This window comes from Bradyrhizobium sp. WSM1743 (assembly GCF_000473065.1).
In the GTDB taxonomy this organism is placed as follows: domain Bacteria; phylum Pseudomonadota; class Alphaproteobacteria; order Rhizobiales; family Xanthobacteraceae; genus Bradyrhizobium.
This window is the reverse complement of sequence record NZ_AXAZ01000067.1, coordinates 1-22,051: the sequence shown is the minus strand read 5'-3', so window position 1 is coordinate 22,051 and position 22,051 is coordinate 1. Positions and strand designations below refer to the sequence as shown.

Genomic DNA, 22,051 nt, shown 5'->3' with positions numbered 1-22,051 from the left:
CGGACCAAATGCCTATTTCACAGGCCGATCCGGTTCTCGGACTCTCACTGCAACGATAAGGGAGCAACGCCCATGACGCATGCCATTCGCTTTCACAAGACCGGCGGTCCGGAAGTCCTGGTCTGGGAGGAGGTCAGCGTCGGCAAGCCCGGACCCGGCGAAGCGCGAATCCGCCACACCGCTGTCGGCCTCAATTTCGTCGACATCTATAACCGTTCCGGCCTTTATCCGGCGCAGCTGCCGAGCGGGCTCGGCAGCGAGGCGGCTGGTGTCGTTGAGGAGGTCGGGCCCGGTGTCACCGACCTGCAGCCAGGCGATCGCGTCGCCTATGGCGCCTCGCCGCTCGGTGCCTATTCGGAGGCGCGGCTAATTCCCGCCGATCGTCTGCTGAAGCTGCCCGATGGCGTCGACGACAAGACCGCGGCGGCGATGATGCTCAAGGGGCTCACCACGCAATATCTGATCCGGCAGACCTATCGGGTGAAAGCGGGCGATACCATCCTGCTTCATGCCGCGGCTGGCGGTGTCGGCCTGATCCTGAGCCAGTGGGCCAAGCATCTCGGCGCAACCGTGATCGGCACAGTCAGCAACGACGAGAAGGCGAAGCTCGCAAAGGCGCATGGCTGCGACCATGTGATCATCTACACCCGGGAAGATTTCGTGAAGCGGGTCGAGGAGTTCACCGGTGGCAAGAAAGTGCCGGTGGTTTACGATTCCGTCGGCAAGGACACGTTCCTGAAATCGCTGGATTGCCTCGCGCCGCTCGGCGTCGCCGCGCTGTTCGGCCAGTCCTCCGGTGCGGTGGAGCCGCTCAATCTCGGCCTGTTGGCCCAGAAAGGCTCGCTCTACGTCACGCGTCCGACGCTATTCACCTACGCCGCCAAGCGCCAAAATCTGGTCGCGATGGCGAACGAGCTGTTCGAGGTCGTCAAGTCCGGCGCGGTGAAGATCGAGGTTCACCAGACCTATCCGCTGAAGGACGCCGCCAAGGCGCATGCCGATCTTGCGGCGCGCAAGACCACGGGATCGACCGTTCTTTTGGTGTAATGTCGGACTGGGCGGTGGCGCAGGCTCCAAGCCTGCGTCACGTCCGTTCGTGCTTGCGTAGGTCGCGGGTGATCAAGCCGGATTGCCTGGAGATCGACGTCTTCGGGCGGGATTTGGGGCAGGGCGGCCTCCGTCAGGATGGCCTCGGTCACGTCCTCGACCGCATTCTCCACGATTTCGTGGATGAACGAGATGTTCTGGTATTCGCCCGAGGCGATGCGGGAGATGACCTCGCGCCTTGTGATTTCGCGATCGACGACCGCCTCGCGGCCCCGCCGCCCATAATCGATCATCACGACGAAATATTGCATGAAACGACCCTGCCGCGCCCGTGGTCGGGACCGCGGCAGAGTATTTCCGAAAATCGTAACTCTGTCAATCGCGGATTTCTATAAATCGGAAATCGCTGGCTCTCTTACTTGCCCTTCTTGCGAGGGCGGGCCGATTTCGCGCGCAGCCGCTCAAGCTGCCCCTTGGGCATGGACAGGCAGATCTCCCCGACCCAGTCGAGCTTGACGCCGACGATCGGCTTGGCATTGAAACTTGTGAGATTGACGACAGAGGGAGATTTTCCCCGCTCGATGGTCTTCAGATAGCGCTCGCCGGTCTTGAGTCGGACCACGGCCTCTTCGCCGTAGAAGCTCGACAGCGGATGGCGCTGGTCCTTGTAGACCACGATCACGTCGCCGCTTTCGTATTTGGGCAGCATCGAATCGCCCACGATCTCGAATGCGATCGTCTCTTCCATGATTGGGAAAGGCAACGTGATGTCGCCGAGACCTTCCGGGGGAACCTGTTCATAGTCCGGCTCGATCACCGCGCCGGCTCCGACGCGGCCCATGATCGGCGCGAGATTGAGCTCGAGATATTCCATGATCGGAATGATCTCCGAGGCCTTCACCAGGCGCTCGCCGCCGAGAATCTCCGAGACCGCGCCGGGGCGCACGCCCATGGCCGCCGCCAGGCCGCCCTTGCTCTTGCCCGTCTTCTCCAGGCCCCGCTCGATCATTGCAACGTCCAACATGGTGATTCCCTCGATTGCGCACCGTCTCGCCTCTTATAATCCGAAATTCGGAATTGATGCAATTATGAATATCAGAATTATTGCTTGACTCTGTATTCGGAATAACGGAATGTGTGTCTTGTCTCCCGGTCGTTCGTTGGGGAGGCGCATCACAGGACAGCAGCATGGAACCGGGCCATTGGCCGTCGGAGCACTCCGACGCGCTTCGCGACTATTTTCTCAAAGGCATGTCTTATGCGGAGATCGGAAGACAGATTAACGCAAGGTTTGGAACGGCTTACACGCGCAGCGCGGTGGTCGGCCGCGCCAAGCGGCTTGGGCTCGTCGTGCCGGAATGGATCACGAGTCCGTCGATCGTGCCGGGTGAACCCAGCCTGCTTTCGCCGCGTCGGGCGGCGTTGCCGAACCTGAATCTACCGCCGAAGTCCGCGATGAAGCCTCCAGCGCGGGTCAAGTTGCGTTGCGTCGGCGTCCAACCGCGCCTGATCCAACTGGTCGAGCTCGAGCCGGCCGACTGTCGCTATCCCTATGGCGGCGACAAGGACGGGGAGGAAATCACCTTCTGCGGCCACCCGCGCCAGCCGGGCTCCAGCTATTGCGCGCCGCATTCCCGCCTGACGCGCCGTTCCGGGGCTGCGTCCGCCCGTGTCGCGGGCCCCGTCGTGCTGAAGTTGGTCTCGGCTGCCTGAAAGTGCAGCCGTCCGTTCAATCGTCAGACTTGCAGGGAGTACCCGAGTGGCTCGTGCCCGACGTAACAAATCCTACAAATTGTCGCAGATCTACGACCGGCGGTCGCGGGAGGTGCCGTTCAACGCCGAGGTGGCGGAGGTCGAGGTGGACAATCCGCTCGCGCTCGATTCGGGCGAGAAGATCCTGGCCATCCGGTCGGTCCGCAGCGATCCGCTCGGCCGGCTACACGCGCACCACCAGATCGACGAAGCGCAATACCGCGGTGGGCGCGCCTTCCAGAACGATTGGGAGCGGGCGGAACGAGGCCCCCAGGCGGTGGATACGACCCGCGAATATGTCGATGGGACCGGCACGCGCGAGCCGGTCACCGAGAGCCAGCGACAGGCGGTGCTGCGGCTGAACCGGGTCGAGCGCGAGCTCGGTACCGACGGCGCCGCGCTGGTGCACGACGTGCTGGTGCTGGGCCTGACCATGGATCAGATCGGGCAACGTCGCGCCGTCCGCACGCAGCGCTGGAACGATTATTTTGCGCGGCGTTTTCGCCAATGCCTGGACCGGCTGGCGCTGATCTACGGCTTTGCGACGGAGACGAGGGCGCGGCGTGCGGACCCGCCCAGATGAATGCGGCACGCCTGCGGTCTCGGCCGCAGGCGCGCGCCTGTCTATCGCTTACGGATGAGGTACAATCTGGTGGGGCGTGGTGTAGGGCTCGACACGGAGCGAGGCGTTGGCCAACAGCCCGATTTTGGCGGTCGGCGCCTGCTGTAGTTCGCCGTTCGGGCCACGATGCACGTTGTATTGCCAGACGGTGAGATCGCCCTTCCGTGCCAGCGCGTGTGCAACGGCGCTCGCATCATTGCCGCCGAGCGCCTGAAGCTCCTCCGCCGACAATCCGACCACGATTTCGTCCTTGATGGTGACGATCTTGAACAGGTTCATTTTGGTCTCCTGGGCCCATGCGCCTTGTATCGAAAGGGTGAGAAGCGCGACCGCGGCGCCCTTGATGAGATCGCAGCGAGAAAGCATGCCGTCGTCCTTTTGGTGCTGACGCGCGCCCAAATCGAAGAATCCTCAGCCATGGCGCCCGTATCTGCGTGGCCGTGCCGCAACGGCTTGGTCGCTCGCTCGCGGACAGCGGTTCACGGCGGAATCATATCCAGACCGATGGATCCGCGAACGGCCGCGCCAGGACCGGCTGCAAGATCGACTTCGGTGCTGGCGATGCAACCGCCGCAATGGGACTCAACAATTACGTGTATATGCTGAAGGATCCAATTTGTGCGCGCCAATGTGCATTCATATCGGAAACAAGGCGAAACACTGCGCCGATTGCCGCCGATCAGGGGGCTGTGTGCGTGATTGATGCCGCTTGTTGACGCAGGTGGGTGACGGCGGTCGATATTCCTGTTATCCGGAATCGCCGTGGTACAATGCAGGCGAAGCATCGCTACACCCACGGTTGGGCTTGCCGGATGGGTTGTTCCTTGGCATAGTTACAACCGAATGGTTGAGGCCGCCGTTTGGATGTCGTTCAGCGTGCCAACCCAGCGGGCCCGCCGGCCGAGAGTTCGTCGCGATAAGTTCGGTTGCGGCGGTCGGTTCTTGAGTGGATCACGAAGGCCGATGCTTGTCATAGGTGCGAGATGAAAAACCTCAATTTCGCGGCTGAGCTGCATCTCAAGCTCGGTGTGCCTGCAAGCAGCACTGTCGAAAGTCTGCGCCTGCTCCGCGCGTTCCTGAAGCTCGCGCCGCGACAGCGTTTCGAAGTGATCAAGCTGGTCGAAGATCTCGCCACCGACGAAGCTCTTCCCGAGCACCCTTTGTCCTGAGTCCGGCCGCGCTCCGACCTATGCCGTCTCTCTCCATTTCCTGCCAGAGCCGGGCCCGCCGGTGTCGTTCCCCCGAGGCTGGCCGCTGGAACGCGGTCCGGCAAGTGTGGTATTCTGTTGGGAAAAAGGGAGGAGTGCGACCATGATCGAACCGAAGCTCGAGGTTCCGGCCGAACTGCGCGATTTGGCCGAGAAGACGATCGACCAGGCGGAAAAGGCATTCGGCATGTTTTTTGAGGCCGCCACCAAATCGATGTCGTCCGTTCCGGGCGCGGGGACGGAGGTGTCGAAGCAGGCGCTGGCTTTCACCGAGCAGAACATGAAGTCGGCCTTCGAGCATGCGCGCAAGCTGGTGCATGCCACCGATCTCCAGGAAGCGATGCGGATCCAGTCCGATTTCCTGCGCAGTCAGTTCACCAGCGCCGGAGATCACATGCGCCAGATGACCGGCAGTCTGATGCAATCAGGCAAGGGCAAGTCCTCCTGATTTCAGTGGATGTACAGCGTGCCCGCAAATTGATCTTGTGTGGCATGGAGATCCGCGCTTCGATACTGGCGCAGGTCCATGACGGGCCACCGGATGATTTCATTCGCCGTCCGTCATCCTTTCTGCTGATCCCTGCCGGTCCTCCGGCAGGGATTTGCACTTGTGGCAGGTCGTGATCGTCCGGCGACTGCTGAAGCGCGATGAGATCAGGTCGAATCGTCATCGCGGTTTGGGTTATTGGCTAATAGTCGCCTGGGTTCATGATCATTGGGCTCTTCGTGTCCGCCGGCGCGAGCGCGCTGCTGGCGCCGTCGCGCAGGAAGCGGTCGAGCGTCTCCTGGATCTTCTCCTTGACCGCGTTGGGACCGCGATCGCTCATCTCCGTGTGCTGTGCGCCGGTGTGGATGATGTCGATACCGCGTGCCTTGGCCTCCTCCGGCGTCGGCAGCACGCCAGGATCTGTCACGAAATGCGGGTCCTTCGAGCGGAACGACAGGATCTTCATGCGATCGCTGAGCACGAAAGGCACCCGCAGATTGTCGAGCGTGATCACCTTCGACACCAGCTCCGGGTGCTGATGGGCGACATACATGGAAACATCGCCGCCGTTGGAGTGGCCGACGAGGGTGATGTGGTCGTATTCGACGTTCTCCTGCCGTCTCTTCAGTTCGCCCAGCACAAACAGAATGTTAGCTTCGCAGCGGATGTAGACTTCATGCCGGCCGACATATTGCTGACCGACATGGGTCATCAGCGGCGGATCGCTCGGCAAGTCTTGCTGGATGCTGGCAACCAGATAGCCTCGCGCGGCGAGCACGTTGGCGAGGAAGGAATATTCGGTCGCCTTGACGGTGTTGCCGTTGCTGATGATGGCGAGTGGAAGCTTCCAGAGGCCGAGATTGGCCTTGGTCTCATAATCGCGCCGCACGGCGATCTCGACGGAGATCGGCCGCTGGCGCGAGGCGTCGAAGAGGCTCAAGGTCTCGTGGCGGATCGCGAATTGGCTGACGACGAAGTACTGCCCGACGCCGAGGACGCAGAGAAACGCCAGGATGGCAAACACCTTCCTCATGGTCTGTCTCAAATCACCTTTGACTGAACATGGTCATTGGGAACTCGCGGTCGAGCGATCGTGAGCAGGTTACGGGATTAAATTTAGGCAAGTCTGTGAGCAAGGCCGCGAAAGGGCCGTATCCCGGGTCGATTCCCCCAAAGGACAGGGCCGCTAGAGACAGCCGGCCTTGCCGCGTTCGGGGCAGACCCGGAACGCGCTTGACAGCGTGAAAAGGAAGCGTGGGCTGCGGCGCTCGTTGTCCGGGGCCCGGTAGCTCAGGGGGACCGCCACACCGAGATCGGCGTGGAGATCGTATGGCAGGAAGAACCGCACGCCGGCTCCAGCCGATGCCAGCGACAGCCCGTCGCTCAGGCGGTAACCGTCGTTCCAGACTGCGCCGGCGTCGCCGAAGACGTAGAGCTGGTAGCCGCTCCAATAGCGGAAATTGAGCTTCTGGTCGAAGCGCAGTTCGGCCGAACCGGCAAGACCGTTATCGCCGCTGATCTCGGCGGCGCCATAGCCTCGGCCGAAGGCCGCGCCGCCAAGATAGAACTGCTGCGAGGTGAACAATGGCCGTGATGCCGTCTGGCTCGCAGCCGAGAGCTTGAGCGACCAGGCTTCGTTGAGCGTCTGGTAGCGCGTGAACCAGATGTTCAGTACCGAGAAACTCGATGAGGCGCCGTCGCGCGACAACAGATCATCGTCGAAATGCGATGCGCCAAGGATGTCGAGGCCCTGGCGGTAGGTCAGCGTCGCAAGATTGGTGCCGCCGAAGCGATCCTGGAGCCGGTAGTCGGCGGTCAGGCTGGCGGTCCTGATGTGGTCGTTGTACCAGGGGCCGTAGATGTCGTGCTCGGATACGTTGCTGAAGCTCCCCGCGACGGTCAGCGTCAGCCCCGAGGATTGCGACATGAAGGGCAGGGTGCTTGCCCGCACCTCGAAAGCTTCGGTCGTGGTGATGTCGCTGTAGAGGCGGCGTGCGTCGCCCGGCCGGACCGCACTGTACAGGACGGAAGCGCCGAGGCGGACACCGTCGACCCCGATGGGCGCGTCATAGGACAAGCGTGCGAAGCCGAGCTCGCGGGGATCGTTGGCAATGGTCGACAGGTTAACCGCCAGCGCGTCGCCGGGCGTGAGATATGAGTTGAACGCGCCGGTGGCGTAGGTTTGCCATGGACCGACCGACGACGATCCGAGATTGTCCAGGCCGAACGAGGAGAAGACGTGCCAGGTCTTCAAATAGATGGTCAGGCGAAAGCGGCCGGTCGTACCGCCGATCTCCTCCAGCGCGGTGTCGGTGATCCGGACGCCCGGCCTGCCGTTGATCAGGAAGAGCTGGCGTTCGAGCGTTGCCAGCCGCGACGGTTGTTCGGCGAGAACCGGGCCGAGCATCGGCCTTATGCCGAACTGCTCGGCGCCGTCGCCTTTCAGCTCGGCCTGCACGATTGCGCCTTCGATAACCTGGATCCGGACGCGGCCGTCGGCAATGTCCTGCGGCGGCACGATGGCCCGGCTCAAGTGGAATCCGGCTTCGCGGTATAGGTCGCTGATCGCGCCGGCGATCGCGGCGAGGTCCGCCTGCGAGACCTTCTTGGCGAGATAAGGCTGATAGACCGCGGCGATGCGATCGCGGGAGATGGCGTGAGCGCCGATGAGGCTGATCTCGCGCAGCACGAACTGTGGCTGGGTATCGCCGCCGGTGTTGGGCCGGTCGACACTCGGCAGCTTGACCGGAGGCCGGTTCAGCGATTCCCGCTCGGTTTGGTTTTCAAAGTATTTCTCGGGCTGGCGCGGATCGAAGCCGGGCTGGTTCGCCTGCTGCGCGAATGCCAGTGGAACTCCCGTGAAAATGGGGCCCAACAACACCAGCGCGGTAAGAAGATGCCGTCTGTCACCACGCGACGCGACCCCGTCTCCGTAGTTTGACGGAGACTGTCCCATCGGGCGGTAAGGGGTCGTTAGCCGCATGATTTTTCATAGTTTTTTATGGTCAACGATTGGTTAATCCGGTCGCGCCGCTCGCGGCTACCCGATAATCGTCTCTTGAATGATTTCGGATACCCCTCAGGCCTGGCTGCAAACGCGGGCTGAGGATCATCATGTTCGGCAAAGTTGGAATGCGGCGCGCCTTGCTGGCAGTGCTGATCCTGGGAACGACCTCCGGCGCATTCGCCACAGATGACGGTGTCTGGTCTGTCAGCAAGTCCTCAGGCGAGGTCTGGCATGCAACGAACGGCACCCAGCAGGTGTCGTTGAGCCAGGAAGGGACACTGAAACCGGGCGATACCATTCGCACCGGCCGCAACGGACGCGTCCTGCTTGTCCGCGGCGAGGAAACGATTCTGATCTCTCCCAATTCGGTCGTGGGCGTGCCGGCCGAGAAGAAGGACGGGCTCTCGACCACCATCATCCAGCAGGCGGGTTCGATCCTGCTCGAGGTCGAGAAGCGCAACGTCAAGCATTTCGAGGTCGAGACGCCCTATCTCGCCGCCGTGGTCAAGGGAACGCAATTCAGCGTCACGGTGGGGGCGGGCAGCACCAAGGTCGGCGTGCTCCGCGGCCAGGTGGAAGTCTCCGACTTCAGGACGGGTCAGATTGCCCAGCTCATGCCGGGACAAGCGGCCACCGTCTTTGAGCACGGCAAGTCCGGTATCAGCTTAAGCGGTGCCGGGACGTTCAATCAGATCGAGCACGGCAAGCCGCGCGCCCCGACGATCGAGCGTGTTCCCGTGCCGAAATCAGGGCTGTCGGCGCCGCGCAATGCGGCGAACGGCGGTGCAATCCATGCGCTCGGTCCGATCGACAAGGGGACCAAGACGGCCGGCGCGCCGAAGCCATCGCATCAGGCGGCTGGAGGTCATGCCGGCGTCGTGCGGATCTCGAGCTCGCTCGGTGAGGTCAAGCTGAACTTCCATAAGGTGACGCGCGGGCTTGCCCACGGCACCACTGTGGCTCCCGGCCAGGTGCGCCACGCCAACGCCAGTACGGGTGCCGAGACGGTCTGGAGCGATAGCAAGACCAGCACGACCGGATCCAACAGCGCGATTGAGACTGCCGCAACGACGAGCGGTGCCGCAACGGCTGGCGGTAGCGGCTCGTCGAACCCAGGCGCCGCAATAGCCGCCGCGGCGGCCAACAACGGAAACTCGGGCGGCGACGGAAATGCCGGCGGAAATGGCAACTCCCGCAATGGCAACAATGGTGGCGGCAACAACGGCGCCACTGGCAACGGCTGGAACAACAACGGCAACGGCAATTGGAATGGCGGCGGTCACGGCAGCAATGGCCATGGCCGCGACCGACACTGAGGCGGTTTGCTAGGGGATGAGGGGGGCGCACCCGCCGGAGCGGGCGCGCGGGTGTATCAGTGAAACGCTATCGGCCACATATTCTGGTTATGATCGCGCTTGCGATCGTGCTGTCCATGGGATGGCATAGTTCGCTTCGCAACGCGCTCACCGACCTGCGGTTCGCCTGGCAGTCGCGTGAAGCCAGCGGCAATGTCGTCGTCGTGGCTATCGACGCGCCGTCGATCGACCAGATCGGGGTCTGGCCCTGGCCGCGCCGGCTGCACGCAGCGCTGCTGCGCAGGCTCGAAGCGGCGGGAGCGCATGACGTAGCCTTCGATGTCGATTTCAGCACGCCGTCGGATCCGGCGTCTGACGAGGCCTTCGTCAATGCGCTTCGTGAGGTCGGCGGTTCGACCATCCTTCCGTCCTTCAAGCAGCCGACGCCGAATGGTGGCCCGGCTCACGTCAACCGCCCCCTCAAGTCGTTCGGCAACCAGTCGTGGCCGGCCGTCGTCAATGTCGCAGTCGAACCCGACGGGCTCGTTCGCCGCTATCCGTTCGGCGACAAGCTCGGCGACGCCTTTATGCCTTCGATGGCCGTCGTGCTGGCGGGACAGGATGCCAATCGGCGACCGCCCTTTCTGATAGATTTCAGTATTCGTGCCACTTCCATTCCCGCTGTCTCCTATGTCGACGTGCTGCGCGGCGATACCGCCACGCTCGGCAAGCTGACGGACAAGAAGATCATCGTCGGTGCTACGGCGCTCGAGCTCGGTGACCGGTTCAGCGTTCCGAACGGCAAGATCATCTCGGGGCCCATCCTCCAGGCGCTGGCCGCTGAATCGATCCTCCAGAACCGGATGCTACGCTGGACGTCCGATATCGGCATGATCCTTGGCCTGAGCGTGATCTGCGTGCTGATGATGTATTCCTGGCGCCGCTACGCACCAGGAATTCGCGTCGCGATCCTCATCGCGGCCGGGGTGGGCCTCGAATTGGTTGCGGCCCTGGTGCAGGCGAGATGGCCACTCGTCATCGACACATCGCTGTTTCACATCGCCATCATTGCCTATCTGACGGCAATTGCGCTGGACGAAATCGATTTTCGTAGCCTGCTCGGACGCATTGCAGAGAGCCGCTTTCATCGCATCGCGATGTCGCTCGGCGACGGGCTCGTCTGCACCGACGAGGATCACCGGATCACGGTCTGGAATCCCGGCGCGAGCGCGATCTTCGGCTACTTGCCGGCCGAGATCATCGGCCGCCCGTTCGAAACGCTGTGCGCTTTGCCGGTGGACGGCGGTGCAAGGCCGTCCATGCACGACGCCGCGCGCCAGGCGCTTCTGGTCCCGGGCGGGGCGGTCGTCGTCGAGTTCGAGGGCCGGCGCAAGAACGGGGAAACCTTCCCGGTCGAGGCGAGCTTCTCGGGCTGGCAGGGGACGGACGGCTTCCAATACGGAGCGATCCTGCGCGATATTTCGGTCCGCAAACGTGAAGCTGAACGTATTCGATATTTGGCCGAACACGACGCGCTGACGGGTCTTGCCAATCGGAGCATGCTGCATGCGGGCCTCACCGATCTGATCAGTGCGGCGGAGCGGCAGTCTTCCGGCATCGCCTTGCTCGTGCTCGGGCTCGACGGCTTCCAAGGGATCAACAACATGCTCGGACACTCGGCCGGCGACCTCGTGCTGCGCGCGGTTGCTGAGCGTCTTCGGAGCGAGGTCAATGATATGGCGATCGTCGCCCGGCTCAGCGGCGACGAATTTGCCATCGCGATCGATTGCGCTGATATCGGCGAGCCGATCGCAGCGTTCGCCGAGCGGATCGCGCACGCGTTTGAAGCGCCGCTCGCAACGGGCACGCGGCAGCACCGTGTCAGGATCAGCGTCGGCGTTGCCGTCTATCCGGAAGGCGGGCAAAAGGCTGACGATCTCCTGAGCAACGGTCATCTGGCGCTGAGCCGCGCGAAGGCGACCCGGCGCGGCAGCCATGTGATCTTCGAAAGCGCGATCAGGCAGGAGCTCGAGAACCGGCTGACGCTGGAAAGCGAGCTGGCGCTTGCCGCGGACCGCGGCGAGTTCGAACTATTCTACCAGCCGCAAGTTCGTCTGATCGACGGCAGTCTCGTCGGAGCCGAAGCGCTCATTCGCTGGCGACATCCGGTGCGCGGCTACGTCTCGCCCGGAGAGTTCATGCCGGTGGTCAACACTTCGGCCCTGTCGGAGCGGATTGCGAACTGGGTGATGGAAACCGCCTGCCGTCAGGCGCGAGCCTGGGAATTGTCCGGCAACAACGTGCGCGTCGCGCTCAACCTCTCACCCTCGCAGCTTCAATCCGGCGATCTCGCGCATTCGGTTGCAGCACTGCTCGACGCGACGGGGCTGACGCCATCGCTTCTCGAAATCGAAGTTACCGAAGACATCCTGCTCCATGATGAACGCCGCGTGCTCGCTATGTTCAAGCGAATTCAGGAGCTGGGCGTCCGAATTCTGTTCGATGATTTCGGTACCGGTTATGCGAGCCTGAGTTATCTCAAGAAGTTTCCGCTCGACGGGCTCAAGATCGACCGATCGTTCGTATTTGGTCTTCTCGCCAATTCCGACGATGCTGCCATCGTCAGCTCGACGATCGGCCTCAGCAAGCAGCTCGGTCTCACGGTCGTGGCTGAAGGCATCGAGAACCGCGCAACGGCCGACTTCCTGGTCAGCATGGGATGCGAGGAAGGGCAGGGATATTTCTTCGGCCGTCCGATGGCCGCCAAGGCATTCGAAAAGCAGTTCCTCGCGGCTGAGCTCGCCGCCGTCAGCGCGGCCTGAGCGAGGCGGCCTCGCTTCTACCGTCGCCGCGCGAGCGCCACGCCAAAGAGGAAAGCGACGAACAGGCTCGCAAGCGGTGCTTCGCGCGTGATCGCGGCGACTGTCGCGAGTGCCCCGCCGGGCTTGCGCGATTCCTCGACTGCGGAGGTCAGACGGTCGACCGCTGCGTGCAGGCCTCCGGCGACTTCACCTATGGTACGGGAGACGTCCGCGGCCGTATCGATGGCACGCTCGGCCATGCCGGGTTGGGATGTGGATTCCGGTATCTCCGTGCTCAAGGGCGCGACCTCCAGGCCTGACGATGCGGGCCGACACCTTTGGCTATCCGCGCGAGCGCTCGTTTTGAACAGCGGGTCTGATGACCTTTGACTATCCGCGACAGGCGCCGTGATTGACGGCGGGTGCCGGCCTTGGATGGGCAATTCAGCGCGCGGGGTTTTGTTCCGGATGATATGTCGGCCGGGACGGACCTTCTCCGGGAAACGACGGGTGCGAATCTCTGTTAGGCTGGGTCAACCTTGCTGATGTCAGGAGACAGCCGTGACCGATCGAACCATGACGGATCGAGCCCGGCGCATCGCCTTGCTCGGCGCTCCCATCGACATGGGGGCCTCGCAGCGCGGCACTTTGATGGGGCCTGCGGCGCTGCGCACCGCCGGCCTTGCGACACTGCTCGAAAGCCTGGATTTCGAGGTCGTCGACTATGGCGATCTTTCCGTCGCCGAAGTCCGGGACCTCACCGACAGCCCGCCTGAAAAAGCCAATCACTACCGCGAAATCCAGCGCTGGACGCGCGTTCTGAGCCGCAGAGGCTATGAGATCGCGACAACGGGTGCGCTGCCGATCTTCCTCGGTGGCGATCACACGCTGTCGATGGGATCGGTCAATGCGATGGCGCGTCATTGGCAGGAACGTGGACGCGAACTCTTCGTGCTCTGGCTCGATGCCCACGCCGACTACAATACGCCGGAGACGACGATCACCGCGAACATGCACGGCATGTCCGCCGCGTTCTTGTGCGGCGAGCCCGGGCTCGATGGTCTCCTCGGCGACGATCCGCGCGCTTCGATCGACCCGGACAGGCTGGACCTGTTCGGCGCGCGCTCTATCGACAAGCTCGAAAAGGAGTTGATGCGCTTGCGTCGGATCAGGATCGTCGACATGCGTCAGATCGACGAGTTCGGCGTCGCTGTTCTGATCCGGCGCGTCATCGAGCGGGTCAAGGCGAGCAACGGTGTGCTGCATGTCAGCTTCGACGTCGATTTCCTCGACCCCTGCGTAGCGCCGGGCGTCGGCACGACGGTACCGGGTGGTGCCACCTATCGCGAGGCGCACCTGATCATGGAGCTGTTGCACGATTCCGGCGTCGTAGGATCGGTCGACATCGTCGAGCTGAATCCCTTTCTGGACGAACGTGGTCGGACCGCGCGTACTGCAGTCGAACTGATCGGCAGCCTATTCGGCCAGCAGATCGCCGACCGGCCGACGCCGAGCAACGCAATCGCTCCGGGCGAGTGAAGCGGCGGATGGCGTTTGTACGCTAAAGGCGCAGCGGAGACGTGTTCCTGACGTTGAATTCGGTCGCAGCAGCAGGAAAGTCCCTGTTTGGCTTGGAACTTGCTTGATGGAGCGGGGAACCTGATGGGGCGTGATCGAATTAACCTGCGATAGAGAAAATAGCGGTTCCGTCGATGACAAGTGGTCGTTTCGCAAGCTCCATCTTCGCCGCCCTCCGCCATCCCGGCGTGATCGCGCTGGTCGTCGCGGGGGTGACGATTGCGGCAATGTTGGTTGTCGACCACGGACCCTGGAGCCGCGCCAAGACGCAGCCGGCCCATGTTGCGATGTATGCGACGACGGGAGAAGCGGCACGGGCCGCTGGCGCCATGGTGCTCCCGACCAAACCGAAGTCGCCGATCGAGCCGGTGCGGCCGGGACCCAAGACGTCCCCGACCGTCAATCCCGTGCAGCCGTAGCGCTCTCAGCTGCTGCGGCCGTAGTTGAGGGGCCCGCCGCTCGTCTTCGGCGGATCCGCTCGCGGAGATGGTGTGCGGCTCGCGTCAGCCAATCACCGAGGAGCCGAGCAAAGCAAGGACGGCCAGCGCCATCAGCGCGGTCGCGAGCCAGCCCAGCGCGATCAGCCATGAGCGGGCCCTGAAGCGGCCCATGATGGCGCGGCTCGAGACGATCAGCATCATCATCGCCATGATGGGGACGGCGACGATACCGTTGAGCACCGCGCTCCACACCAGCATGTGGATCGAGTCGATCCCGGTGAAGCCAAGGCCGAAGCCGATGAGGGTCGCCGCGGCGATAATGGTGTAGAAGCCGACCGCTTCGTCCGGCTTGGCTTCCAGCGTGGCGCGCCAGCCGAAGATCTCCGCAACGCCATAAGCGGCCGAGCCCGCCAGCACCGGGATGGCGAGCAGGCCCGTGCCGATGATGCCGATCGCAAACAGGGCAAAGGTGAAATCCCCGGCGAGCGGCCGCAGCGCTTCGGCCGCTTCCATCGCCGAGCCGATGTTGGTGACGCCGTTGGCGTGCAGGACCGATGCTGTGGTGAGGATGATGAAGAAGGCGATGCCGTTGGAGAGCAGCATGCCTGAGATGGTGTCGGCCTTGATGCGCGCGAGCTCCGGGCTGCCGCCGTGCTTCAGCTTGCGAAGCGGCTGGTCCCGCTTGCCCTGGTTCATCTCCTCGATCTCCTGCGCGGCCTGCCAGAAGAACAGATAGGGGCTGATGGTGGTGCCGAGCACGGCGACCACCATCAGAAAATAATCGCCGCTGACATTTGCCTTCGGCCACACCGCGGCAAGCAGCGCCGTGCTCCAGGGAATCTTGACGGTGAAGGCGGTCGCGACATAGGCGAACAGCGTCAAGGTGAGGAATTTCAATACGGGCGAATAGCGTCGGTAGGGCAGGAACACCTGGAGCAGGGTCGAGCCGGCCGCGAAGATCAGCGCGTGCTCGTGGTTGAGGCCGCCGATGACGAGCGAGAGCGCCTCGGCCATCGCGGCGATGTCGGCGGCGATGTTGAACGTGTTCGCGGTCACGAGCATGGCGACCAGGGCCAGAACCGCCCAGCGCGGCGCGACCTGCAGGACGTTGGCGGCCAGCCCCTTGCCGGTGACGCGACCGATCTGCGCGCTGACGAGCTGGATCGCGATCATGAACGGCGTGGTCAGAAACACGGTCCACAGTAGACCGTAGCCGAATTGCGCGCCGGCCTGCGAATAGGTGGCGATGCCCGACGGGTCGTCGTCGGCAGCTCCGGTGACGAGGCCGGGCCCCAATCGTTGCAGCAGCGTCGGCGCGGATTTCGTATGGGCCACGCCACTGTCGCTCATGGGAGGGCCTCGGTCGGGGTGGTGTCTTCACAGAAAATGCCGACAAGGGAACGAAAGTTCCCGTTCCCGCAAGCCGCACATTTCTGATAATGCTAAGTCCGCTTGCTCCGTCGGGCAAAACAGGGGTAGATTGCCAGCATCGAGCAATTCACGACGTCACGGCCGTTCGCCAGGCTTTGCGCCCGGTGGCGGATATGGATGCCGGACGGAGGTGTTGCGCCCGCGTCCTACTTGACGCTGACGAACGTGCCCCAGGCGGCGGCCAGCGCCGCGCCGGTGAAGAGGACCACCGGATTGTCGCAGAAGGTGCCGCCATAGCTGCACACGTCTGCTCCGAATTGGCCGAGCTCATGACGGCTCGCGGAATAGAACAGTCCCGACAGCACCAGTAATGCAGCGGCGACATAGTACATTGAAGATCTCTCCGGCTTGCCCCCGTCCAGCCGACCATGTCCCAGCATGGCGCGAAGAGATTTCGTTTCGCCGAATCCGCTTTGCTGCATTTAAGATAAAGTTTGACCCGTCGGGCAAAACACTGGCAGAATGACACCATAGGCGAGCCGGCGTCGCGATGATCGGCGTCCGGCATGACAAAGGCCCAGCAAAGGCCCAGCAAAGGCCCCGCATCGCGGGGCCTTTGTCGTGTCGGACTTTGTCTCGATCCAGCGGACTTCTGCCAGGCGTCGATTAAGCACGCGTCTCGTGCTTACGACGCCTTCTGCACAGGCGCGGGCAGGCGCATGTCGATCGCCCCGATGAAACACGCCTGAAACATTGCTGAAACCAGATCGTCCTGAACTCCGCTGGGCCAAGCCTCGACCAACGGAGCGAACAGGAGAGACAATCATGATCCAGATCGGTTCGAAGGAAGAAGTCGCGCTCTTGCTGGCGCTGTTCGGCACCCATACCCAGCCGGTCAAGCGGCCGAAGCCGAAATCGCAGCAAGGGTGAGAGAAGCCATGCCTGGCTTGGCCGAATGCCAGAGCCTGTTGCGGCTCCTGATCGCCAGGGGCGATCCCAAGGCCATCCCGCTCGCCAAGGGCGCCATCGATCAGTTTCTGAATACGGCCCCAATGAGCGCCCGTGGGCGCGGCCTGCGCGTGCTCCAGCGCGACGCACTCGACCAGCACGATGTCGCGGTCGGCGTGCAGCGCTCGTTCGCCGAGACCGTGGACGCCTATATCGAACGCAAGCTCGCGGAGGAGTAAGGGGGCGTTGCGATCGCAATCACGCGATCATTGACGCGTCAGTGTCGGACGGGATGACTCGGGCGGCCGAGACTGGTCGGACTCCAGCTCGGCGACCTTTCGGCCGAGCTGCCAGACTTCGACCTTGCCCAGCCGCGTGAACTGCTTCGCAAAGACCAGGGCGGAGGAATCAGAGGGGGCTTCGAACGCTTCGGCGGAGCGGAAGACGCCGTTCTCGCCGACGAGATAGGCGCGATATTGCTGCATCATGTCGGCGCCCTCAGGCCGGGCGAGCGCAGCCAGGCCTCGATCTGCATGGCCGTCTCGTCCTGGCGCGCCTGGCGCAGCAGCATCTCGCGGCGGCGCCCCGGCGCCAGCGTGCGCGCTTCCTCGCGGCAGCGCGCGGCCTCGTCCGCGAGTCTTTCGGTCAAGGTCGTGGTCTGTTTGAAACGACGCCGCTTCAGCATGGCGCGGCTCCTCGTTGGAGTAGGGCGGGAGCGCAACTGGCGTTCTCATCACCGATCGATGCCTCGGGCCTTGCGGTGATGAATGAACCTTACGCTGCTTGCGGCGGAGAGTCTGTATCATTTGGTACGGCCCGCAGATTAAATTTCGAGTGTAAGTTCAGTCGTTTGAGCTACTTACTCATCTTGCGTCGCGTCGCGATATCCAAGTTTTACACGTGCGCTGCCACCTTTCCCCACGCTAGATCCAATGAACAACAGATCGGACAATTGCCTCCGACAACGGCCGCACCATCAGACCCGCTGGTGCTCCGATCCGATCCGCACTCCAGAGTGACGGTATCCATATTACGAGAATCCGTTGGCGGGCGGCACACCTGTGGTGCGCAATGCACTTCCTTGGATGGCCGGAGGGGCCGCCGTCGGCTTAGCGGCTCCCTCAATCCTTCCCTGGCTGCTCGGTATTTTGGCGTTTACGCAAGCTGCCAACGCGCAGGAAAGTAGTTCCGGCACGATGATGGGGGCTGCTACCCCTGGGCGGAGGAGTGTTCTCGACAGGAGCGCCTGCGCACAAGGCCTTGAACAATGGACTCAGCGTTGACAACCCGGCCGGCACCAGGGGCTTTTTGGCATTATCGCCCCTCAGGCCGCAGCTCGGCGGAGCTTCCTCGCTTGATCTAGAGGCGCCCGCTAGCACTTTTGCAGATCGCTTCGGGGAGTGGGCCAGCGCACCAGCCGCGACCATGCCTACCAAGGATTTGCCAGGAGCCGCGCCCACCCCTGCCGCAGGATCAGTCGCGCCTGAAAGTGTCCGCCGTCTCACTCGGGTGAATGAGGCGAACGGGAGCAGCGTGTTTACATCAGGCAGCACGCCAGTCCCTTATCTGCCGTCGGCCGAATTCAATGAGCGGTTTGGCAGTTGAACCGTCCCGGCAGCCGACGGCCAGCATCCGCAACCGAGCAAGCCGATCGGCGTGTTTGCGGACGAGCCGAGCTACCTCATTCCTCCACCGATCTTCGGAGTGGATGGCCGCGGCAATCCGCACAATGATAGTGAGGAATGGTTCTCGCGCTTGATACGGGCTTTGCTTCGGCCGGAATGACGTTTGTGGTGGAGCGAGAGCCGTCATTTGACATGTCGGGCAAAAAACTGGCGGAATGGCATCACGAAGAGTTCGGAACAAGCCCCGCGGGCATGCCGCGGGCTTTTTTGTTTTTGCGGCGCGTGAGACGGTTCGTGCTTTACGCACCACCCGGCCCGAACCACCTCGTCAGCGCGAGACCGCGCTGGCTCTCGTCTCCTGCCCAGGCCACATGGCCATCGGGCCGCACAAGCACGGCCTTGGGCGCGGCGACCTCTCCGATGGCCGGAAGCTCCCATGCGCCGTCGTGATCGGCATCGACCACCTTGATGCGATCCGCCCAGGGTGCGATGTCGATGCCGCCTCGCTTGCCAAAATTGAGCAGCACGCCGCGCGCGCTGTGCAGAAGCGTGAACAGCCTCAGCTTCTGTCCGTCGACCATCAAATCCAGATCGGGCATGCGGCGTCCGAGCAGCGCGTGGCCTTCGCCGAGATCATAGTGGATATCGAGCCCGCTCATCATCGCGCCAAAGCGCTTACGCGGCTCGTCCATGGCAAGCAGTTCGGCCACGACATCGCGCGCGGCCTTGCGGCCGTCGTCGCCGCGGCGGAGAAGGGCGATCTGCGCCCTGGTGTTGCGCAGCACGCGCGCGGCCACGGGGTGACGTTCGGTGTGGTAGGTATCGAGCAGGCTGTCGGGCGAAATGTCCTTGATGACCTGCGCCAGCTTCCAGCCGAGATTGACCGCGTCCTGCAGGCCGGTGTTGAGGCCTTGGCCGCCCACGGAGTGATGGATGTGCGCGGCATCGCCGGCGAGGAGCACGCGCTTTGCGATAGGATATGGCCTGCCGCGCCGCATCGGTGAAACGGGAGATCCAGGCGGGACTGTGCACGCCGAAGTCGGTGCCGTACACGGCGGCGAGAGCCTCGCTGAGATCGCGCAAGGTGGGCTCGCCACTGCGTTCGCGCGTCGCTTCCGTCACGACGATCAGCACGTGTCCGCTCTCGGTCTTGCTGAGTCCGTGGAAGCCGAGCGCGTCGTGACGCAGGCCGAATACCGGCTCCTCGCGCATCTCGACCTCCGCCATGAGGTTGCTCAGCGTCGGATCGGAGCCGACGAAGTCGATGCCGCCCGTCTTGCGCACCACGCTGCGGCCGCCGTCGCAGCCGACCAGATATTTTGCGCGCAACGTCTTGCCGCCGGCTAGCGTGACGTCGACGCCGGTCTCGTCCTGCGCGAAGCCCGTCACCTCAAGGCTCTGATAGATCGGCACCGCGAGCTCCACGACCCAGTCGGCCAGGATGCGCTCGATGTGGCTCTGCCGCAGCGCGAGCCCGTAAGGATGGCGTGTCGGGAGATCGCTGATGTCGAGCCGCGTCCATGCAAAGCCCGCAAGCTGGACGATCTGTCCTTCGCGCAGGAACCGCTCGGCGACGCCACGCTGATCGAGGATCTCGATGCTGCGGGCGTGCAGTCCGCCGGCGCGCGTCTCAACAATCGTCTGATCGGAGCGCCGTTCGATGATCGCGACGTCGACATGCGCGAGCGCGAGCTCCGCGGCCAGCATCAGGCCGGTCGGGCCGCCACCGGCGATAATGACCGCATGGCCGGTGCTTGCTGCGCGTTCTGCACGCGTTCGGCCGCGCGACGGGGACGTCGGAAGCAGTAAAGGCACGTCGTGACCCCTCGACTCGTTGTTCGGGTCGAGGCTTCTACGCGATGATCGGGGGCTTGAAGCAAGCCCCTTGCGCACCACATATTGAGCTGGGAGGAGGGGCCTCCGCTTCAGCGCTCGCCGCGTTGACACGTCGGGCAAAACACCGGCAGAATGGCATCATCGAGATGCGCGCCGCTCACGCAGCGGCCTAATCGTCCTTCGACAAATCGCCGGGTTTGGTGGGCAGATCGATGGTGCCGCCATCGCCATGCACGAGATCGCGGTTCTTGTCTTCCGTCTCCCCGGCGTCCTCGATGATCTCATCCTGCGCGGCACGTTCCTTGTCGATGCGCGGCGTTGGTCCCGGAAGGTTTCGTGACGTCCTGGATGAGGTCCTGTGAGGTGTCATGGCCGTTCTCCTGATCGCCTAACGTGGCTTACGCGGATTCGTTCGTTTGACACGTCGGGCAAAACACTGGCAGAATGGCATCATCGAAACGAATTTGAATTAGCCCGCGCGGAGCAATCTGCGGCGGGCTTTTTCATGTCCGCTTTGCGTGCCGACAATCGCGCACGACACGAGGTTTGACACGTCGGGCGAAAACACCGGCAGAATGACATCATCGAGACGAGTTTGGTTCACCCGCGCGGACACATCCGCCCCGAGTTTTTTTGTCTCGGTTGCGAGATCGGACGGCGTTGGCGCATTGCGGCCACGCACTCACTTGATACGTGTTTAGGGAGCGCCGATCGGCGCGCCGTCGTCCGAACCATTGCTGGCCGTGCACGCGCGAACGTGCCGGCCCGCGGCGCCGGGCCTATTGCTCGCCCCGCTGCGGTCTCCGGGCTTGCCGAAATCGGGCACCCCCTGGTACGAGCCGGACAAGCTGATGGGTTATTGCGTCGCGCTCTATTTCGCCAAGCTCCTGGTCTGGGACAAGATTCTTGGATTGGGCTCGACGGACGCTCTGCCGGGATTTGCGGCGATCACAGCCAACCTTGTGGTCTCATTCTATTTCGCCAAGCGCGGCTTCGAGAATGTCGCGAGGATCATCAAGCGATGAAGATGCAAGACGACGAGATCAAGGCCATTGTGGCCGAGCCGCTAGCCGAGCAGCACAGGGTTCAGCAGGAGAGCATCGACGCGATCATACTGAAGGCGGTCGCGTCGGTGCTGGCCTCTATAGGAATCGACGATGACGACCGGAAGGAGCTGCGAGCAGATTTTCAGCACTTGCGGAGGTCGCGGAAGAGCGTGGAACAGGCGCAGAGCTACACCCTCAAGGTGGTGATCACGGTAATTGCCACTGGCCTGATGGGGGCCGTCTGGCTTGGTGTCGAGGTCGTGCTGGGCAAGTGAGCCTCCACGGCGGCGGTGACGTCGCCACGCGCCCGATCAAGGTCTGCTGCCGCTATGAGCCGCCCATGTACAGAACTCGTATCGTCGATGCGTCCGATGATGACGTTGCGGATACCTTAGCCGACCTGCATCAACTCACGTTCTTCGATGCCGCGGCTATCCCCGAGTTCGATCTTGGCGCTTAGTGGCTGGCTTATCATGGCGACGACGCAGTTGCCTTCGCCGGCGTTGTACCGTCGACGCACGTTCGAAACGCGGCTATTTCTCCAGGGTCGGGGTCTTGCGCCGGCATTGGGGGCGCGGCCTTCAGCGCAGGCTGATGCGCGCAGTCGAGGCGCGGGGACGGCGGGTTGGATGGGAGAGCATCGTTTCCGATACCACGGACAATCCGGTATCTGCCAAAAACTTCATCGAGGCGGGCCATCGCCTCTATGAACCCGGATTGCCCCATAGGCGTTAAGTTTATTCTTGAGTGTTGGAATCACACGTGATTCCAAGGCGGGATGGCAGACGAATCGCTTCTGAACGAGGACTGGACGAGAGTGGTTGCGCAGCTCGGCGGGGCTGCGCAGCTTGAAATAAGTGCGCGCCAGACGAAGGCTTTCGTGCGGCGGCGCCAAATTCCAGATGCGGTGTCGTTACTTCGGCTGATGCTGGCCTATTGTCTGGGTGAAAGAGGGTTGAGATCGACAGCCGCGTGGGCCGCTTCTGTT

General features: G+C 63.1%; 21 protein-coding genes and 5 pseudogenes. 14 read left to right on the top strand and 12 right to left on the bottom strand.

Annotation, left to right across the window (positions count from 1 at the left end):
* Nucleotides 1-72 precede the first annotated feature (72 nt).
* Nucleotides 73-1,047: a quinone oxidoreductase gene (locus tag YU9_RS0130455; protein WP_027576187.1), complete on the top strand. Its 975-nt coding sequence runs from the start codon at nucleotides 73-75 to the stop codon at nucleotides 1,045-1,047.
* Nucleotides 1,048-1,084: 37 nt separating this feature from the next.
* Here the strand turns inward: YU9_RS0130455 and YU9_RS50310 are convergent.
* Nucleotides 1,085-1,358, bottom strand: a pseudogene (locus YU9_RS50310) (hypothetical protein).
* Between the two features lie 104 nt (nucleotides 1,359-1,462).
* Nucleotides 1,463-2,071 (bottom strand): S24 family peptidase, encoded by a 609-nt coding sequence (locus YU9_RS0130445; protein WP_027576185.1) that lies wholly within the window; start codon nucleotides 2,069-2,071, stop codon nucleotides 1,463-1,465.
* Nucleotides 2,072-2,235: 164 nt separating this feature from the next.
* Between YU9_RS0130445 and YU9_RS0130440 the strand changes: the two genes are divergently transcribed.
* Entirely contained in the window at nucleotides 2,236-2,760 is a 525-nt protein-coding gene (locus tag YU9_RS0130440; protein WP_027576184.1) for a GcrA family cell cycle regulator, read from the top strand.
* Nucleotides 2,761-2,806: 46 nt separating this feature from the next.
* The gene (locus tag YU9_RS0130435) at nucleotides 2,807-3,382 is read left to right on the top strand and encodes a hypothetical protein (RefSeq protein WP_027576183.1); all 576 of its coding nucleotides are present in this window, start codon (nucleotides 2,807-2,809) and stop codon (nucleotides 3,380-3,382) included.
* 48 nt (nucleotides 3,383-3,430) lie between these two features.
* Here YU9_RS0130435 and YU9_RS0130430 read toward each other — a convergent pair whose 3' ends face one another.
* Nucleotides 3,431-3,787, bottom strand: a complete 357-nt coding sequence (locus YU9_RS0130430) for a hypothetical protein (protein WP_027576182.1) — start codon at nucleotides 3,785-3,787, stop codon at nucleotides 3,431-3,433.
* A gap of 617 nt (nucleotides 3,788-4,404) precedes the next feature.
* Here YU9_RS0130430 and YU9_RS50305 point away from each other — a divergent pair.
* Nucleotides 4,405-4,590, top strand: coding sequence for a hypothetical protein (locus YU9_RS50305; RefSeq protein ID WP_027576181.1), 186 nt, complete (start codon nucleotides 4,405-4,407; stop codon nucleotides 4,588-4,590).
* 142 nt (nucleotides 4,591-4,732) lie between these two features.
* Nucleotides 4,733-5,077, top strand: coding sequence for a phasin (locus YU9_RS0130420; RefSeq protein ID WP_027576180.1), 345 nt, complete (start codon nucleotides 4,733-4,735; stop codon nucleotides 5,075-5,077).
* A gap of 241 nt (nucleotides 5,078-5,318) precedes the next feature.
* Here YU9_RS0130420 and YU9_RS0130415 read toward each other — a convergent pair whose 3' ends face one another.
* Both YU9_RS0130415 and YU9_RS0130410 read right to left on the bottom strand, forming a co-directional pair.
* Nucleotides 5,319-6,149, bottom strand: a complete 831-nt coding sequence (locus YU9_RS0130415) for an alpha/beta fold hydrolase (RefSeq protein ID WP_027576179.1) — start codon at nucleotides 6,147-6,149, stop codon at nucleotides 5,319-5,321.
* 153 nt (nucleotides 6,150-6,302) lie between these two features.
* Nucleotides 6,303-8,099: a ShlB/FhaC/HecB family hemolysin secretion/activation protein gene (locus tag YU9_RS0130410; protein ID WP_027576178.1), complete on the bottom strand. Its 1,797-nt coding sequence runs from the start codon at nucleotides 8,097-8,099 to the stop codon at nucleotides 6,303-6,305.
* Nucleotides 8,100-8,230: 131 nt separating this feature from the next.
* On the opposite strand from YU9_RS0130410, the gene YU9_RS0130405 reads away from it, so the two are divergent.
* Together YU9_RS0130405 and YU9_RS0130400 are read left to right on the top strand one after the other, a co-directional pair.
* Entirely contained in the window at nucleotides 8,231-9,439 is a 1,209-nt protein-coding gene (locus YU9_RS0130405; RefSeq protein WP_027576177.1) for a FecR family protein, read from the top strand.
* Between the two features lie 59 nt (nucleotides 9,440-9,498).
* The gene (locus tag YU9_RS0130400) at nucleotides 9,499-12,240 is read left to right on the top strand and encodes an EAL domain-containing protein (RefSeq protein WP_027576176.1); all 2,742 of its coding nucleotides are present in this window, start codon (nucleotides 9,499-9,501) and stop codon (nucleotides 12,238-12,240) included.
* A 17-nt stretch (nucleotides 12,241-12,257) separates the two neighbouring features.
* Here the strand turns inward: YU9_RS0130400 and YU9_RS0130395 are convergent, their stop codons facing one another.
* Nucleotides 12,258-12,518, bottom strand: coding sequence for a hypothetical protein (locus tag YU9_RS0130395; RefSeq protein ID WP_027576175.1), 261 nt, complete (start codon nucleotides 12,516-12,518; stop codon nucleotides 12,258-12,260).
* A 262-nt stretch (nucleotides 12,519-12,780) separates the two neighbouring features.
* Here YU9_RS0130395 and rocF point away from each other — a divergent pair, with 262 nt between their 5' ends.
* Together rocF and YU9_RS0130385 are read left to right on the top strand one after the other, a co-directional pair.
* Entirely contained in the window at nucleotides 12,781-13,758 is a 978-nt protein-coding gene (gene rocF, locus YU9_RS0130390; protein WP_027576174.1) for an arginase, read from the top strand.
* A 173-nt stretch (nucleotides 13,759-13,931) separates the two neighbouring features.
* Nucleotides 13,932-14,216, top strand: a complete 285-nt coding sequence (locus YU9_RS0130385) for a hypothetical protein (protein WP_027576173.1) — start codon at nucleotides 13,932-13,934, stop codon at nucleotides 14,214-14,216.
* Between the two features lie 84 nt (nucleotides 14,217-14,300).
* Here the strand turns inward: YU9_RS0130385 and YU9_RS0130380 are convergent, their stop codons facing one another.
* Together YU9_RS0130380 and YU9_RS0130375 are read right to left on the bottom strand one after the other, a co-directional pair.
* Nucleotides 14,301-15,587, bottom strand: a complete 1,287-nt coding sequence (locus YU9_RS0130380) for an NRAMP family divalent metal transporter (RefSeq protein ID WP_027576172.1) — start codon at nucleotides 15,585-15,587, stop codon at nucleotides 14,301-14,303.
* A gap of 227 nt (nucleotides 15,588-15,814) precedes the next feature.
* On the bottom strand, nucleotides 15,815-16,000 hold the full coding sequence (locus tag YU9_RS0130375; RefSeq protein WP_027576171.1) for a hypothetical protein: 186 nt from the start codon (nucleotides 15,998-16,000) through the stop codon (nucleotides 15,815-15,817).
* 546 nt (nucleotides 16,001-16,546) lie between these two features.
* Here YU9_RS0130375 and YU9_RS0130360 point away from each other — a divergent pair.
* On the top strand, nucleotides 16,547-16,795 hold the full coding sequence (locus tag YU9_RS0130360) for a hypothetical protein (protein WP_027576170.1): 249 nt from the start codon (nucleotides 16,547-16,549) through the stop codon (nucleotides 16,793-16,795).
* Between the two features lie 27 nt (nucleotides 16,796-16,822).
* On the opposite strand, the gene YU9_RS0130355 is transcribed toward YU9_RS0130360, so the two are convergent.
* From YU9_RS0130355 to YU9_RS0130340, 4 genes and pseudogenes are all read right to left on the bottom strand, one after another.
* Nucleotides 16,823-17,044, bottom strand: coding sequence for a hypothetical protein (locus YU9_RS0130355; protein ID WP_027576169.1), 222 nt, complete (start codon nucleotides 17,042-17,044; stop codon nucleotides 16,823-16,825).
* The gene (locus YU9_RS0130350; protein ID WP_027576168.1) at nucleotides 17,041-17,241 is read right to left on the bottom strand and encodes a hypothetical protein; all 201 of its coding nucleotides are present in this window, start codon (nucleotides 17,239-17,241) and stop codon (nucleotides 17,041-17,043) included. Before YU9_RS0130350 ends, YU9_RS0130355 begins: the two co-directional genes overlap by 4 nt.
* 1,239 nt (nucleotides 17,242-18,480) lie before the next feature.
* Nucleotides 18,481-19,996, bottom strand: a pseudogene (locus YU9_RS42960) (FAD-dependent monooxygenase).
* A gap of 190 nt (nucleotides 19,997-20,186) precedes the next feature.
* The gene (locus YU9_RS0130340) at nucleotides 20,187-20,387 is read right to left on the bottom strand and encodes a hypothetical protein (protein ID WP_027576167.1); all 201 of its coding nucleotides are present in this window, start codon (nucleotides 20,385-20,387) and stop codon (nucleotides 20,187-20,189) included.
* A gap of 460 nt (nucleotides 20,388-20,847) precedes the next feature.
* Here YU9_RS0130340 and YU9_RS42955 point away from each other — a divergent pair.
* The 4 genes and pseudogenes from YU9_RS42955 to YU9_RS49585 all read left to right on the top strand — a co-directional run.
* Nucleotides 20,848-21,042: pseudogene (locus YU9_RS42955) on the top strand (hypothetical protein); the annotation flags it as partial.
* Entirely contained in the window at nucleotides 21,039-21,338 is a 300-nt protein-coding gene (locus YU9_RS0130330) for a hypothetical protein (protein WP_027576166.1), read from the top strand. The pseudogene YU9_RS42955 and the gene YU9_RS0130330, both read left to right, overlap by 4 nt.
* A 65-nt stretch (nucleotides 21,339-21,403) precedes the next feature.
* Nucleotides 21,404-21,798 (top strand): annotated as a pseudogene (locus tag YU9_RS42950) (GNAT family N-acetyltransferase).
* A gap of 43 nt (nucleotides 21,799-21,841) precedes the next feature.
* Nucleotides 21,842-22,051 (top strand): annotated as a pseudogene (locus tag YU9_RS49585) (hypothetical protein); the annotation flags it as partial.